General features: G+C 67.5%; 12 protein-coding genes, 1 tRNA gene and 1 pseudogene. 5 read left to right on the forward strand and 9 right to left on the reverse strand.

What is annotated here, in order from left to right; translation table 11 throughout:
• Positions 1 to 60: 60 nt before the first annotated feature.
• Both C1706_RS11015 and C1706_RS11020 read left to right on the forward strand, forming a co-directional pair.
• Complete coding sequence (locus tag C1706_RS11015; RefSeq protein ID WP_129459293.1) at positions 61 to 1,554, forward strand: SpaH/EbpB family LPXTG-anchored major pilin; 1,494 nt, start codon at positions 61 to 63, stop codon at positions 1,552 to 1,554.
• Between the two features lie 76 nt (positions 1,555 to 1,630).
• Positions 1,631 to 2,554, forward strand: a complete 924-nt coding sequence (locus C1706_RS11020) for a class C sortase (RefSeq protein ID WP_206661096.1) — start codon at positions 1,631 to 1,633, stop codon at positions 2,552 to 2,554.
• Between the two features lie 88 nt (positions 2,555 to 2,642).
• On the opposite strand, the gene C1706_RS11025 is transcribed toward C1706_RS11020, so the two are convergent.
• From C1706_RS11025 to C1706_RS11035, 3 genes are read right to left on the reverse strand one after another with little or no spacing between them, the layout of a single operon-like run.
• Positions 2,643 to 3,974: an ISL3 family transposase gene (locus C1706_RS11025; RefSeq protein ID WP_129459294.1), complete on the reverse strand. Its 1,332-nt coding sequence runs from the start codon at positions 3,972 to 3,974 to the stop codon at positions 2,643 to 2,645.
• Positions 3,975 to 4,032: 58 nt separating this feature from the next.
• The gene (locus C1706_RS11030) at positions 4,033 to 4,233 is read right to left on the reverse strand and encodes a hypothetical protein (RefSeq protein ID WP_129459295.1); all 201 of its coding nucleotides are present in this window, start codon (positions 4,231 to 4,233) and stop codon (positions 4,033 to 4,035) included.
• Positions 4,230 to 4,949, reverse strand: coding sequence for a class E sortase (locus tag C1706_RS11035; RefSeq protein WP_206661097.1), 720 nt, complete (start codon positions 4,947 to 4,949; stop codon positions 4,230 to 4,232). Before C1706_RS11035 ends, C1706_RS11030 begins: the two co-directional genes overlap by 4 nt.
• 104 nt (positions 4,950 to 5,053) lie before the next feature.
• Between C1706_RS11035 and C1706_RS11040 the strand changes: the two genes are divergently transcribed.
• A tRNA-Gly gene (locus C1706_RS11040) sits at positions 5,054 to 5,124 on the forward strand.
• A 197-nt stretch (positions 5,125 to 5,321) separates the two neighbouring features.
• Here C1706_RS11040 and leuS read toward each other — a convergent pair.
• Positions 5,322 to 8,240, reverse strand: coding sequence for a leucine--tRNA ligase (gene leuS, locus C1706_RS11045; RefSeq protein ID WP_129459296.1), 2,919 nt, complete (start codon positions 8,238 to 8,240; stop codon positions 5,322 to 5,324).
• 365 nt (positions 8,241 to 8,605) lie between these two features.
• Between leuS and C1706_RS11050 the strand changes: the two are divergent.
• Positions 8,606 to 9,330 (forward strand): annotated as a pseudogene (locus C1706_RS11050) (siderophore-interacting protein).
• Positions 9,331 to 9,339: 9 nt separating this feature from the next.
• Here C1706_RS11050 and C1706_RS11055 read toward each other — a convergent pair.
• From C1706_RS11055 to scpC, 4 genes are all read right to left on the reverse strand, one after another.
• On the reverse strand, positions 9,340 to 9,918 hold the full coding sequence (locus C1706_RS11055; RefSeq protein WP_129459297.1) for a type II toxin-antitoxin system PemK/MazF family toxin: 579 nt from the start codon (positions 9,916 to 9,918) through the stop codon (positions 9,340 to 9,342).
• On the reverse strand, positions 9,915 to 10,517 hold the full coding sequence (locus tag C1706_RS11060) for a hypothetical protein (RefSeq protein WP_129459298.1): 603 nt from the start codon (positions 10,515 to 10,517) through the stop codon (positions 9,915 to 9,917). Before C1706_RS11060 ends, C1706_RS11055 begins: the two co-directional genes overlap by 4 nt.
• Before the next feature lie 55 nt (positions 10,518 to 10,572).
• Positions 10,573 to 11,157: a TetR/AcrR family transcriptional regulator gene (locus C1706_RS11065; RefSeq protein WP_129459299.1), complete on the reverse strand. Its 585-nt coding sequence runs from the start codon at positions 11,155 to 11,157 to the stop codon at positions 10,573 to 10,575.
• Between the two features lie 130 nt (positions 11,158 to 11,287).
• Positions 11,288 to 12,796, reverse strand: coding sequence for a succinyl-CoA:acetate CoA-transferase ScpC (scpC, locus tag C1706_RS11070; protein ID WP_129459300.1), 1,509 nt, complete (start codon positions 12,794 to 12,796; stop codon positions 11,288 to 11,290).
• 155 nt (positions 12,797 to 12,951) lie between these two features.
• Here scpC and lepB point away from each other — a divergent pair, with 155 nt between their 5' ends.
• The gene (lepB, locus tag C1706_RS11075; RefSeq protein ID WP_129459301.1) at positions 12,952 to 13,725 is read left to right on the forward strand and encodes a signal peptidase I; all 774 of its coding nucleotides are present in this window, start codon (positions 12,952 to 12,954) and stop codon (positions 13,723 to 13,725) included.
• 90 nt (positions 13,726 to 13,815) lie between these two features.
• On the opposite strand, the gene C1706_RS11080 is transcribed toward lepB, so the two are convergent.
• Positions 13,816 to 14,679, reverse strand: coding sequence for a D-hexose-6-phosphate mutarotase (locus tag C1706_RS11080; RefSeq protein WP_164987531.1), 864 nt, complete (start codon positions 14,677 to 14,679; stop codon positions 13,816 to 13,818).
• Positions 14,680 to 14,717 lie beyond the last annotated feature (38 nt).

Raw genomic sequence — 14,717 nt, forward strand, 5'->3', positions numbered from 1 at the left:
GGGCGAAACGTCAGTGGCACGCCGAAGTGGTGCGTCGCGTAGGAAAGGAAAGAACCGAGCATGAACTCGACAAGCCGAGGGTGGGCCGCGCGGCTCGCCGCGACGCTGGGGGTCGTCGCACTCAGCGCACTCACCCTCGTCCCGACAGCTCAGGCTGCAGATCCCACGGGGAACATCGACTTTGGTCGCACTGGCAGCATCATCATCCACAAGAGCGAGCAGGGTGGCACGGGCACGGGCACGCCGAACGGTAGCCAGGCCCCCACGGCCAATGCCGTTCCGGGCGTGGTTTTCACCGCCTACCCGATCACGTCGCTTGACCTGAGCGTCGCCGCGAGCTGGAACACCTTGGCGAGCCTCACGGTTCCCTCCACCGCGTGTGATGTTCCTTCGCTGGCCGGACAGACGTTGGGCACCGGCATCGCGAGTGCTCCCACCGACGCGAACGGCCTGACCACGCTGTCGGGTCGCCAGGTGGCTGCCTACCTGGTCTGCGAGACGTCCGCCCCCTCCACCGTCGTGGACAAGGCGCTCCCCTTCGTGGTGACGATCCCGTACCCGTACCAGAACGACTGGCTGTACAACGTCAACGTCTACCCCAAGAACGGCTTGGCGACGGTCACGAAGTCGATCACGGCGCAGACGGGCCTGGGGCTTGGCTCGACGGTCACCTTCCCGGTGACCAGCGACATCGCCAAGATCGATCCGTCCAACAACTTCGCCTACTACCGCGTGACTGACCCGATGGCCACCGAGCTCACCAGCCCGGCCGTCGCGAGCGTCGCGTTGAACGATGGCGGCACGATCACGACGGTCCCGTCGACCTACTACACCGTCTCGGTGAACGGTCAGACGGCCAAGGTCGAGTTCACGTCCACCGGCTTGGCGTGGCTGAAGACGCAGGGCGGCAAGAAGATCGTCACGACCTTCACCGGTGTCGTCTCGACGCTCCCGGCGAACGGCACGATCAGCAACACCGCGACCTTGTACGCCAACACGCGCGCCGCGGAGACGCCGGGCACGACCTCGGATGCGGTCACCACGCACTGGGGCGACCTGGCTATCACGAAGCATGACGCGCAAGCCCGTCCGCTCCAGGGGGCGACCTTCGAGGTGTACCCGGCTGCTCAGCCCTACGCCGCGACGTGCTCGGCGACCGTGGCCACGGGGGCGACCCCGATCAGCGTGTCCGGTGCGACCACGTTCACCTCTGCCGCGAGCGGCAACGTGACGATTCCCGGTCTGTTCGTGTCGGACTCGGTGAACGCGCCCATCAACTCCGCCTACCGCTGCTACGTCATCAAGGAGGTCGCGGCCCCCGCTGGCTACGTTCTCCCCGCCGACGCCGCGGCGTTCACTGCGGTCCGCGTGACGGCGGGCCAGAGCACCGCCGCCGACGTGACCGTGACGAACACGCAGCAGGGCGTCCCGCAGCTCCCGTTCACGGGTGCGGGCAGCCAGGTGCTGATGATCTCGGTCGGTGGCGGTCTGCTGCTGCTGGCTGGCGTCGGGGCGATCTTGGTGCGTCGTCGTCACCGCGGCACGGCCGAGTGACTGATCCGCGTTACGCAGGGCGGCGAGAGGTGAGTCTCTCGCCGCCCTGCGGCATCTTCGGGGGCAGCGAAGCAGCATGGTGACGTCTCCTTCGGCGAGCACCCGCGTCGATCGAGGACGGCTGCACCGGTGGCTGTTGCCCCTCATCGTGGGCGTAGCCGCCTGGCTCGGCATGCTCCTCGTGCTCTACCCGAGCATCGCCGCCTGGTTCTCCGCCTATAACCAGTCCTTGGTGATCGGGTCGTACATGCAGCACTCCGAGGTCGGTCTGGAGCCGAGCGCAGCCGAACAGATCCGGCTCGCTCGTGCCTACAACGCGGAATTGAGTTCAGGGGCCCTCCTGGCGCCGAACGAGCGCCTCCCTCAAGGGGAGGGGACGTCGTCTGCCAACTCGGGGCCCCGCTACGAGGAACTGCTGCGTGCTGACCCGTCCGGGGTGATGGGGCGGCTGCGTGTTCCCACGGCGGACGTCGACCTGCCCATCTACCACGGCACGTCCGACGCGGTGCTGCTGGAAGGCGTCGGTCACCTCGAAGGCACGTCCCTGCCCGTGGGTGGCGAGGACACGCACAGCGTCCTGACGGCGCATCGTGGGCTCGCCTCAGCGAAGATGTTCACCGATCTGAACCTTGTCAGCATCGGGGACACGTTCACCATCACCGTCTTCGACCAGGTGCTCACCTATCAGGTGTTCGACATCAAAGTGGTGGACCCTTCCGAGACCGAAACCCTGCGCCAGGTGCCCGGGCGTGATCTGGTGACCCTCGTCACGTGCACTCCGCTGGGGACCAACTCCCAGCGCATCTTGGTCACCGGGACGCGAGTCGAGCCCACTCCCACCGCCGACGAGGTGGCGGGGTCGACGGCACCGGCGCCGTGGACGTTCCCTTGGTGGGCGGTGATCCTGGCCGGTGGTACCGCCGGCGTCGGGGTCTACCTGTGGCGCGCCACGCGCCCCCGGCCGCGCCGCGAGGCCGCCCCGGAGCCAGCCGACGCCTGACCTCCCGCGCACGGCAGGCCCGCTCGCGTCGGCTCCTGGGACCGCTGGCGGTTAGGGGCCCTCGACGGTGACGTCGTTAAAGGGCTCTTCACGAAAGAGAGTGGATGAGGGGTCGGAATCCGCCTGCTTCGAGGAGTGATCTGAGCCGGTAGTTGACGAGGTTGCGGAAGCCGAGCGCGATGCCGCGGAGGTGTTCGAGCCGGCCGTTGATGGCTTCGGTGGGTCCGTTGCTGGAGCCGGGGTGGTCGAACCACGCCAGGATGTCGTCGCGTCGCTTTTCGAGTGTCCTGCCGAGTTGGGCGAGCTCTTCCAGCCCGGCCGGGACAGCGGTCTTGATCCGGTCGATCACCGAGGTGAGCAGCTTCTTCCCGACGTCGGCGTCGGGGTGTCGGTAGGCGTCGATGATGTCTTGGTAGGTCAGCCAGGTGACCTCGAGGGGGACTGCTTCATCGATGGCCCACAGTGCTGACAGGCGGGCCTTCTGCTTGTCGGTGAGTAGCGCCCGGCCGGTGCGCAGGGTACGTCGGGCCTTGTAGAGCGGATCATCGGCTCGGCCGCGGCCGCCGGTGAGTTCACGTTGGACGCGTTGTCGGGTGGCGTTCAGCTTGTCGCCGGCCAGCGCGACCACGTGGAAGGGGTCCATCACGGCGGTGGCGTCGGGGACGGCTTCGGCGGCGGCGGTCTTGAAGCCGGTGAAGCCGTCCATCGCCACGATGGCGACCCGGGCCCGGAACTGGTCGGTCTGAGCCTCCAGCCAGGTCTTGAACGCCTTCTTCGAGCGACCCTCGACCAGGTCCAGCAGCCGGGCGGGGCCGGTGTCGTCCCGGATCGGGGTGAGGGCGATGATCACGGTCACGTACTTGTCGCCCTTGCGGGTGTGTCGCCAAGCGTGCTCGTCGACGCCGACGACCTCGACGCCGTCGAGCCGTCCCGGGTGGTCGATGAGGAGCTGGGTCCCGACGTCGGTCACGGCCATGTGGGCGGTGTCCCAGCTGATGCCCAGCACGGCGGCGACACCGCTGATCGGGGTGTGATCGAGCACGACTTGGCACAGGGCCCACCAGTCCGCGGCCCTGGTCAGCTTCGACCGCGGTCGGGCCACCGTCTTCAGCGAATGCCGCCACACCCGCCCACACCCATCGCAGCGGAACCGGGGCACCCGGACCGACAGCCACGTCGGCCGTCGGCCCACGGGCAGGTGGGTGAACCGGCGTAGCACCTGGTCGTGCACCCGGCCCCCAGCGCCGCAGCGGGGACATCGGTCATCGACGGTGAGGAGCGAGCAGAACAGGATTGCCTTGTCCGGCCAGATCTGCTGGGCGTCGACCCGCAGCCCGAGGGTGTCAACCCGAGCGAAGGTGGTCAGATCCGGGCTGGTGACCGGCGGGCAGGCGGGCGTCGTTGAGGTAGCGTCAGACATGGGCCTTGTTGTTGCTGGATGGGATTCGACACCCACATCCTCGCGGCGACAAGGCTCCTCAACGCTCAGCCCGCGCCGTCACCCACCCACCCTCGATTGGGAAGAGCCCGTTAAAGGGCATGAGGGGCGCGATCGCGGGAAACACCCACGTGAGCAGCGCCCACACGACGCCGAGGAACAGGATCACCGCGAGGAGGACCTTCACGGCCACGGGGCCGGGCAGGAGACGCCACAGCGCGCCATAGAACGAGAGCCTCATGGATTGCTCACCGCCAGCACCTCCGGGGGTAGGCCGCCCGCACGGGGCAGCGTCTGATCCAGCACGGCGTGCTGGACGTAACGTTCACGCGAACTGAACTCGGGGTGGCAACTGGTCATCGTGAGCATGGCCTGGGTGGGTTTCGCGCCAGGCTGATTGGGTACCGGCAAGACGACGCGGACATCGGTCGGCAAGACGATCTCGGACGAGACGATCGTGTAGACGTAGTACGTGTCGACGGTCTCGATGATGACCTTGTCGCCCGGGACCAGTTCGGCGATCCGGTTGAACGGCTTGCCGTAGGTCACGCGGTGACCGGCCAAGGAGAAGTTCCCGACCTGGCCTGGCATCACCGACTGTTCGTAGTGCCCGACGCCTCGTTTGAGGATGTCCCGGGTGGTGCCCTCGTAGATCGGGCGGGCGTAGTCCTCGCCGAAGCGGGGAATCCGCACGATCGCGAAGGCGTCCCCCAACTCGACGGCATTGGGTTGAACCCATCCGTTGCCGGAGGTCTCCATGGTCGAGATCACCTGGGCGGAGTCTTGATCGGCCACGACGTCCGTCCACCACAACTGCCAGGCGGCGAACAGGAGGCAGAAAGCCCCCAGGGTGACCAGCGCCTCACCCAGCAGACCCACAAGCTCGCGGAAGAAGTGCCGCACTCGCCCGGGACGGGCAGGAACGGCACGCGCAGGCCTGCGGGCGGAGGACCTCACGCGGAAAGCATACCGGGAGGCGGCAACACACCCCGGGCGCGCCGCGCTCAGTTCGCGGACGCCGACCCTTCAACGCTATGATGTGGGGGTTGCCTCGGCAGCGCGCGGGCGTAGCTCAATGGTAGAGCGCCAGCTTCCCAAGCTGGACACGCGGGTTCGATTCCCGTCGCCCGCTCCGTTCCTCCTTACCTTCCTTGATCGCATCGGCGCAGCGTCATGCCGCGTGCCACTGGCACGTCCCCAGCCACCGTGACGCCCTCCGCTGGCCGTGTGGCAGAGGCACTGACGCGTCCCCGACAAGCACGCGCCCCGCGCCTGTTGAGAGTGAGGCACGGGGTGCGTGGGGAAGAGTTCGGCCGATAGCCGGCGGCTTTAGGCCGGAACGATATTGACCAACCTGGGGGCCCGGACGATCACCTTGCGGACGCCACGGCCCTCCAGCGTCCGCTCGACACCGGGGGCAGCCAAGGCGGCAGCTTCCAGGTCGGCGTCCGAAATGGTGGGGGAGACCTCCAGACGGTCGCGGACCTTGCCTGCGACCTGCACGACGCAGGTTACGGTGTCTTCGACCAGCAGCGAGGTGTCGCTGACCTGCGGGAAGGGCGCGTAGGTCACCGACTCGGGGTGGCCCAGCCGCGACCACAGTTCCTCGGCGATGTGCGGGGCGACTGGGGCGATCATCAAGACCAGCGCCTCGGCTGCCTCGCGGGGGACTGCGTCCAAACCGGTCAGGTGGTTGTTCAGCATGATCAGCTTCGCGATGGCCGTGTTCAGCCGCATCTGCTCCATCTCGGCCGTGACTTCGACGATGGTGCGTGCCAGCAGGCGTGCGGTCGCCAAGTCGGGGGCGTCGTCGGTGACGATGACCTCACCGGTGTGCTCATCGACGATGTTGCGCCACAGACGCTGCAGGAAGCGCTGAGAACCCACCACGGCACGCGTGTCCCACGGACGCGACAGATCCAGCGGGCCCATGCTCATCTCGTACACCCGGAACGTGTCGGCGCCGTAGTGGGCATACATCTCGTCGGGCGTCACCATGTTCTTCAGCGACTTGCCCATCTTCCCGTACTCGCGGTTGACGCGTTGGCCCTGCCACGTCCAGAACGGTTCTCCGTCCTCGCCGATCTCCTCGACGACCTCTTCGGCCGGGACGTACACGCCCCGCGCGTCGGTGTAGGCGTAGGCCTGGACGTAGCCCTGGTTGAACAGCTTGTGGAACGGCTCCACCGAGGACACGTGCCCCAGGTCGAACAGCACCTTGTGCCAGAACCGGGAGTACAGCAGGTGCAAGACCGCATGCTCGACGCCACCCACGTACAGGTCCGCCCCGCCGGTGGTGACGGTGCCATCGGCCTGCGTGCGCGGGCCCATCCAGTAGCGTTCGATGGCCGGATCGACGGCGTGCGCGGCGTCATCGGGATCCAGGTAGCGCAGTTCGTACCAGCACGATCCCGCCCAGTTGGGCATCGTGTTCGTGTCGCGTCGGTACGTCTTGGGGCCCTCGCCCAGATCCAGCGTGACCTCCACCCAGTCCTCGGCCCGCGACAGCGGCGACTCGGGGTTGGATTCGGCGTCGTCGTCGGCGTACACCTTGGGCTCGAAGTTGGCCACCGGCGGCAGTTCCACCGGCAGCATGGCGTCCGGGATGGGGATGACGCGGCCATCGGTCGTGTCGTAGACGACGGGGAACGGCTCGCCCCAGTACCGCTGCCGGGAGAACAGCCAGTCGCGCAGCCGATAGGTGGTGGTGGCCTTGCCCGCGCCCTTGGCCTCCAGCCAGGTGGAGATGGTGGCCTTCGCTTCGGCGATACCCAGCCCATTCAGGCTGATCTCGTCGTTGGCGGAGTTGATGACGACGCCGTCGCCCGCGTACGCGCCCTCGTGCCCCTCGGGCGCCTCCACGGTGGCTACCACCGGCAGTTCGTAGGCGGTGGCGAAGTCGAAGTCGCGCTGGTCGCCCGACGGAACGGCCATGATCGCGCCGGTGCCGTACCCCATCAGGACATAGTCGGCGATGAAGATCGGCAGCCGATCCCCGTTGACGGGGTTGATGGCGTAGCCGCCGGTGAACACACCCGTCTTAGCGCCCGCATCGGCCTGGCGCTCCTCGGCGGTCTTCGCCGCGGCCGTGGCCCGATAGAGAGCGACGGCCTCCGCCGGGGTTGCTGCGCCGCCCGTCCACACCTGCGGGACGCCCGCCTCCCACGCGGGAGTCGCGGCGACCAGTTCGTCCACGATCGCGTGCTCGGGTGCCACCACCATGTAGGTGGCGCCGAACAGCGTGTCAGGGCGCGTAGTGAAGACGGTCAGCGTCTCCGGGGAGCCGTCGACGCGGAAGTCGACGTGGGCGCCCTCGGAACGACCGATCCAGTTGCGCTGCATGCTCTTGACCTTGTCCGGCCAATCCAGGCGGTCCAGGTCGGCGACCAGGCGGTCGGCGTAGGCGGTGATCCGCATCATCCACTGGCGCAGGTTCCGCTTGAACACAGGTTTGTTGCCGCGTTCGGAACGCCCATCGGCGGTGACCTCTTCGTTGGCCAGCACGGTGCCCAGCCCGGGAGCCCAGTTGACGGGGACGTCCGCGACGAAAGCCAGGCGGAACTCACCCAAGACCCGCTCGACCTCGGCGGGGCTCAGTTCGCCCCACGCCCGGCCGGTGAACGGCTCGGGCAGCGGACGCGAACCGTCGGCGAACTGTGCCACCAGCGTGTCGATCGGGCGCGCGGCGCCAATCGAGCCATCGGGGGCGGTCGCCTCGGGGTCGAACCAGGAGTTGAAGATCTGCAGGAAGATCCACTGCGTCCACCGGACGAAGCCCGCATCGGTGGTCGCGAAGGAACGCTGCTCATCGTGGGCCAGGCCCATGCGGCGCAACTGGCGGCGCATGGTGGCAATGTTCTCGTCGGTGGTGATGCGCGGGTGCTGCCCGGTCTGCACCGCATACTGCTCGGCAGGCAGGCCGAACGCGTCGTAGGACAGGGCGTGCAGGACGTGATGCCCGGTCATGCGCTTGAATCGACCGACGGCGTCCGTGGCGATGTATCCCAGCGGATGCCCGACGTGCAGCCCCTTCCCGGAAGGGTAGGGGAACATGTCCAGCAGGTAGAACTTCTTGGCCGACGCGGGGTCGACGCCTGGCTCCGGGTCCGGGGTGCGGAAGGTGCCCTCCTCGGCCCACCGCTGCTGCCAGGCGGTCTCGATCTTCTCGGCCAGTTCAGCGGTATAACGCTGGGCCGGTACTTCGCTCGTGGCCTGGGGTGCGGCGGCGGACGCGTCAGAGTTGCTCATTGATCTTGTTCCTTGTCTGCTCGCACGGCTCGTGCGGCTCGATGTGACGTCCACGGTTCCTGTCGCGCGCCCGAACGTTCGGGCTGCTGGGGCGGCCACGCTGATGCGACGCAGCCCTGCACGGTGGCGGGGCGCATCCGCTGAAGATCAGCGCAGCCCGATAAGGAGTCCACGAGGCACAGTCATGGCGGCGACTTTACCGCACGGAGTGCCGCCCAGGGCCCCCTACCAACCCTCGGCCACATGATTTAGGTTAGGCTTATCTTACTTAATCCGAGGAGGTCGGGATGGCGTTCAAAGACGCGCGGCGCGAACGGGGTCTGTATCGGGCGGAGGTGCTGCGCACCGAGCGCGTGACCCCCCACATGGTGCGCGTCACCGTCGGCGGGGACGACCTGACCCGGCTCCCGCATCACGGCTACGACCAGTGGTTCCGATTGTTCCTGCCGCAGGCGTCTGGTGCGACGGACTTTTCCGCCGTCCCCGACCAGTTCGGGCTCACCGGCTACGTGAAATTCCTCCTCTCCTCGCCTGCAGCGACGCGTCCGATCGTGCGCAGCTACACCGCCCGGGAGTTCCGTCCCGAATCCGGCGAGGTGGACATCGACTTCGTCTCCCACGGCGACCTGGGCGAAGCGGGCCCCTGGGCCCGGCGTGCACAGCCAGGTGAGACGGTGATGCTGCTGGATCAGGGGCGAGGCTTCGATCCGCAGCCCGACGCCAGCGCCTATCTCTTCGCGGGTGACGAGTCGGCGCTCCCGGCGATCGTGGGAATCCTGCGCGATCTCCCCCGCGACGCGCGTGGCATCGCCCTGCTGGAGGTCATCGACGCCGCGGATGCCCAGCCCTGCGACGCCCCGAGGGCATCGATCTGCGCTGGATCGTGCGCGAGGAGGGTGCCCGGCCCGGTGCTGCCGCGCTCCGCGCCCTGGAAGAACTGGCGATCGAGACGCCAGCCACGCTGGCGGCCTACATCGCGGGGGAACAGGCGCTCCCCACGCAAGCGCGCCGGCATCTGGTGGGGGCCGGCGTGCCCCAAGAGCGGATCGTCTTCACCGGGTACTGGCGACAGGGCAAAGCCGCGCTCTGAGCAGCACGCTCACGACAAGCGCCGACGCATCTCCGAGACGACGCGGTCAAACGTCTTCTTGTCGACAGAGAGGGAAACCCGGCGCACCCGATCAGGATCGACGCGCAGCACGCGGTTGACGCGGACCTCGCTGGGGCGGCCCTGCGGATCCCAGGCACCCGAACCGATGTCGATCCAGAAGCGACCCGCGCGGGCCTCCTGGGCGGCGTCGCGGTCATGATCGACGCTGGTCAGCTGCAAGGCCAGCAGCCAGGAGCCGTCGCGCCCGATCAGCAGGACGGGCCGGTCCTTGCCGCGGCTGTGATCCTCTTCGTAGGGCACCCACGTCCACACCACTTCCCCCGGATCGGGGTCTTTGCCCGGCACCGGCGCATAGCTGACCTGAGGGACCCCCCGGTAGTCGCCGGGGTAGTCGCTGGACCCGCCGGGCGGCTGCGGCGTGCCGGGGGCCTGCGGTCGCGGTGCGCGTGACGTTGGGCGGCGTCGCCCAGTGGGGGACTTCTCAGCGCCGCGTGCCCAGGAATCCAGGCCGGCACGCAGCGTATCGCCGAGGATGCGCCCCAACGCCGACAGCAACGTGTTACTCATGCGAGATAGCGGGGGAGCGGACCGTAGTGGATCGGGCCCTGGTCAGGAAGGGCCACAACGACGGGGTGGCGTCGGGCGTGCCATGCGTCGCAGTAGGCGCGCGACACGGGTAGCCACAAGGCGGCGACCGCGAGAGCCAGGGGGAACAGGCTCGCGATCATCCACCCGTTGCCGATCAGGGTCAGCAGGCCGACGCCGAGGGCCACGAATCCGGCGACTCGCGCCCAGCCGTACCCCTTCCAGCCGTAGTAGCCGACGATGATCGCGCCCGCGCCGACTGCCAAGGTGACGGCGAAGAGCGCGGTCACCATGGCGATGCGTACCAAGGAGCCGGGTTCGGTCTCCACGACGCCGTTCAGCCAGGTGGCCTGGGCAAACGTCTGGACCGTCTTGCTCTGCCAAAATGCCACCAGCATTCCCCCGGTCACGACCGCGACGGCGAGATAGGCCAGGCTGACGCTGGCCCATATCGACCAGGGACGCCGGGGCTCGCCGGTGACAGGGTGCACGCGCACGTCGGGCGCGGGGGGCGTCTGCACGCTGGGAATGTCTGCCTCCGGCGCCGGATGCGGCGGCGAGGCGGCGAGCTCGGTCGACATGGAGCCAGTCTAGGGGCCTACGCCCGTGGACCCGAGGGGCCGCACGCCCACCACGTCACCAGGTGTCGACGAGGTAGTACTGCAGGGTCCGCGCCAGAGGCGAAAGGAAGGCCCGGCTGGGAAGGGGGCGCGAAGGAACGTGACCCACCTGCACCCCGACGAGCGCGCTGGCGGCAAGTTGGGCCCTCAAGGTCGCGTCGGCGTGCCCAAAGTGGGCGGCCACAGGGACGAACACCTCGCGTGCCACCATCTCGATTGCTGCGCGTGCGCGCGCCGCAACCTCCCCTTGAGGGCCGTCCACCAGCGCTGCCAGCGGGGCCGAAACGGAGGCGTCTCGACGTTCGAGCAACAATTGGACGGCGCGATGCCCCACACCGTCGGTGGGGCCATCCACGACGGTGGCAATGTCGCGTTCGACCTCCCAGGCGACTCCGGTCAGGGCCAACAGGAACAGGGCAGCCTTCGACGTGAAGTAGTGATGCACCAGCGCGGGATCAACCTCGGCCTCGCGTGCGACCGCGCGCAGGCTGACCTTCTCGTAGCCGTCGCGGAGAAACAGGGCGCTCGCTGCGGCGCGGATCGTGCCTGCCGTGTCGCTTCGACCCGGGCGGCGTCCACGGGGCCGCGTCGGGGCAGTCATACCGGCTCCTTTCGTCCGGTCGTGGGGGTGAGGATGTGTAGAAATATGGTGCGCGGTCAGGCTGCAGGAGACAAGCGGCTGGACGCGCACGCGCCGCCATCGAACGAGTCGATGGCGGCGCGGACGGTGCTCAGGACTGCTTCATGGATCCCGTCTCGAGGAACCGGCGGTGCCACGAGTGAGCCTGGCTCAGGTCATGAGGCGTGTGCTCGGAGTTCGCGACAGCCTCGGCGCGGGTGACGTACTCCCACAGCTGATCGCGGAAGTCCGGGTGGGCGCAGTTCTCGATGACCACCTTGGCGCGCTGCTTGGGGGAGAGCCCCCGCAGATCGGCCAGACCCTGCTCGGTGATGATGACCTGGACGTCGTGCTCGGTGTGGTCGTGATGGCTGACCATCGGCACGATCGCAGAGATGTCGCCGTTCTTGGCCAGCGAAGGAGACACGAACACCGAGATGTAGGCGTTGCGCGTGAAGTCGCCCGAGCCGCCGATGCCGTTTTGCATCTTGGAACCCATGATGTGGGTGGAGTTCACGTTGCCGTAGATGTCGGCCTCGATCATGCCGTTGCAGGCGATCACCCCGAGTCGGCGGATGACCTCGGGGTTATTCGAGATCTCCTGCGGCCGCAGCACGATGTGGTCGCGGTAGAAGCTCGCCTTTTCGTTCATCATGTGGGCGGCGTCCGGGGATAGCGAGAACGCCGTCGCCGAGGCGACGAGCAGCTTGCCGGAGTCGATCATGTCGACCATGCCGTCCTGGATCACCTCGGTGTAGGAGGTGAGGCGTTCGAACGGGCCTTCGTTGAGGCCGACGAGCACCGCGTTGGCGATGTTGCCCACGCCGGACTGCATCGGAAGCAGGTCCTTGGGGAGGCGGCCCTGCTTGACCTCGTTGCCCAGGAAGTCGAGGAGATGCTCCGCGATCGTCTTGGAGTCCTGATCCAGAGGCTTGAAGGGGGAGTTGCGGTCGGGGGCGTCCGTCTCGACGACGGCGACGACCCGATCCCAGTCGATGTCGAAGTACTTCGACCCGATGCGGTCACCGGCGCTGGTGATCGGAATCGGAACGTTGTGGGGAGGCGTCTTCATCGAGTAGACATCGTGCATGCCCTCGAGATCCTCGGACTGCCACGAGTTCACCTCGAGGATGATCTTGTCGGCCTTCTCCAGGTAGACGTTGTTGTTACCAATCGAGGAGGAGGGCAGGACGGTGCCGTCGCTGTTGACCCGGGCGACCTCGATGACGGCGGCGTCCAGGTTGCCCCAGAAGCCGTGACGCACCTGCGGGCCGGAGTGCGACAGGTGCACGTCGCTGTACTCGGAAACGCCAGCGTTGATCTTGCCGCGCATGACGGGGTCGGACTGGTAGGGCATGCGCATCGAGATGCCGTCGACAGCGGCGAGCGCGCCGTCATGCTCGGGTGCGGTGGAGGCGCCGGTGTACGACGCGATGGTGAACGGTTTGCCCGCCTCGTGCGCCGCCCGCATCTGCTCGGCGAGAGCGCCCGGGACGGCCTTGGGGTACCCCGCACCGGTGAAGCCTGAGAACCCGACGCGGTCACCGTCCTGGATCTTCTGCGCGGCTTCCTCCGCAGACATGAGCCTGGCACGGGCCAAGTCGTAGCCAATTCGCGACATGTACTTCCTCCCTGGATGATGGCGCTCTTGGCGCCAGCCTAGCGGGGTGCACCCTGGGACACGCCCAGAACGAGTGGGCTCGCACTACACGACGCTTGGTCGCGGTGAGAAGGCCTGGGGGAGGGCACCTATCCTGAAGGGGAAAGGGGGTCCGTGTGACGTCAGACCACTCCGCGCAGCCCACTCCGCAGGCCGACGCGACGCACGAGCCCGTCGAGGACGGCGGTTCCGCCGACGCGCCCCCTCAGTCCCCTCGACGACGCCGTCAAGTCCCCCTGGCACTCGCGGTGCTGGGGAACCTTGTGGTCGCCTTGATCATCGTCTCGCTGGTGCAGGCCTTCCTGGTCAGGGTGCACAACGTGGCGTCCGGGTCGATGGAGCAGACACTCGGGGTCAGTGACCGGGTGCTCTCCTCAGACCTGCCCTACCTGTCTTCGTCGCCACAGTTGGGGGATGTCATCATTTTTGGTCACGGGCTGACCTGGAACGATGCCGCGCTCCCGCCCACCTCGGACCCGTGGGAAGCGGCCGCCCGGCTCTTCGGCGACGTCACCGGGATTGGGACCTCCAGCAAGGTGTTCACGGTGAAACGTGTCTTGGGCCGACCGGGAGATCAGGTGTCGTGTTGTGACGCCAACGGGCGAGTGGTCGTCAATGGCATGGCCATGGTCGAGCCCTACATCTATGAGGATCTGCCCTTCGAGGTGGGGCACCTGGATTGTTCGACCACACCCGCCTCGCCCCGGTGCTTTGGGCCGATCACGGTCCCGCGTGACCACTACTTCGTCTTGGGTGATCATCGCTCCAACTCCGCCGACTCGGCGGCGCAATGTCGCGGGAATCGGCGCAGTGAATGCGCGACGCTGGTGCGGGCAGAGCGCATCACGGGCAAGGTGATCGCGAAGGCGTGGCCCCCGGGTCCGATCTGATCCGTTGCGTGAGCAGAGCCTGCAGAGGTGGGCCTGCATGAGTGGGGCCCGGACGATCGCGTCCGGGCCCCACTTGCGTGCTGGCAGGGATCAGGCGAGCGTGATGCGCTGCTTGAGGCAGTGAACTTCACCCGGACGCAAGACGACGGGCTCATCAAGCGCGTTCGCCGCTTCGACGCACAGCATCTGGTGCCATTCGTCGTCGCCGAAGTCGGGCATGGCGGCTGCCTTGTCGACCCAGGGATTCCACACGACGGTCTGCGCCGAACCGGACTTGGAGACGATCAGGTCGCGCCCCAGGGCCGGGTCATGGATGACGACCTCGCCCGTGCTGGCGTACACGCGATCCGTCTCCGCCGTGATCGTCAGGTCGCCCGACTGCACCTCTGCTTCGGCTCCGCTCACCTTGTCGAGATAGGTGGCCCCCTCGAGCCCCGAGATGCTCACGCGGGAGACATCGCCGACATGAAGATAAGTGTGGAGCGCCTCGTCAAAGACGATCTCTTCGGTGCCGACATTCTCCACGCGCAGTTCCAGCCCCAGATACTCGGGGGTGAACTTGGCCTGGAAGGACGCCTTGTAGGGGTAGGGCCACTGCGCCTGATCGCCGGTCATGGACTCGTTCAGCGTGTACTCGACGATGAAGCGGCCGTCACGATCGAGGGTGTCCTTCACGTCGGACATGTGCCAATTCTGCAGGCGGGCGAAGCCGTGCATCGGGTACAGGTCGCCGTTGCGCCCAGGGCCGAACCACGGGAAGCAGATCGGGACGCCGCCGCGGATGGGCTGGCCTTCGGCGAACCAGGACTTCGCGCTCATCCAGATGACCGGCTCGGTTCCGTCAGGTTGCCAGGACCAGACCTGGGCTCCCTGATCGAAGATGCCGTAGTGCCCGTTGGTGCTTTGCTTGGCTTCGACGCCCCGCAAGGGGTTGTCGGTGATCTCATACGCCATCGGTGGGACCTCCCGGAGTTGTGGACTTCTGCCTGCGA

The organism is Propioniciclava flava (genome assembly GCF_004126535.1).
Classification (GTDB): domain Bacteria; phylum Actinomycetota; class Actinomycetes; order Propionibacteriales; family Propionibacteriaceae; genus Propioniciclava; species Propioniciclava flava.

Coding starts and splice junctions, on each gene's coding strand:
- C1706_RS11015 (WP_129459293.1), top strand. CDS start 61: ATGAACTCGACAAGCCGAGGGTGGGCCGCGCGGCTCGCCGCGACGCTG.
- C1706_RS11020 (WP_206661096.1), top strand. CDS start 1,631: ATGGTGACGTCTCCTTCGGCGAGCACCCGCGTCGATCGAGGACGGCTG.
- C1706_RS11025 (WP_129459294.1), bottom strand. CDS start 3,974: ATGTCTGACGCTACCTCAACGACGCCCGCCTGCCCGCCGGTCACCAGC.
- C1706_RS11030 (WP_129459295.1), bottom strand. CDS start 4,233: ATGAGGCTCTCGTTCTATGGCGCGCTGTGGCGTCTCCTGCCCGGCCCC.
- leuS (WP_129459296.1), bottom strand. CDS start 8,240: ATGAGCAACTCTGACGCGTCCGCCGCCGCACCCCAGGCCACGAGCGAA.
- C1706_RS11055 (WP_129459297.1), bottom strand. CDS start 9,918: ATGAGTAACACGTTGCTGTCGGCGTTGGGGCGCATCCTCGGCGATACG.
- C1706_RS11060 (WP_129459298.1), bottom strand. CDS start 10,517: ATGTCGACCGAGCTCGCCGCCTCGCCGCCGCATCCGGCGCCGGAGGCA.
- C1706_RS11065 (WP_129459299.1), bottom strand. CDS start 11,157: ATGACTGCCCCGACGCGGCCCCGTGGACGCCGCCCGGGTCGAAGCGAC.
- scpC (WP_129459300.1), bottom strand. CDS start 12,796: ATGTCGCGAATTGGCTACGACTTGGCCCGTGCCAGGCTCATGTCTGCG.
- C1706_RS11080 (WP_164987531.1), bottom strand. CDS start 14,679: ATGGCGTATGAGATCACCGACAACCCCTTGCGGGGCGTCGAAGCCAAG.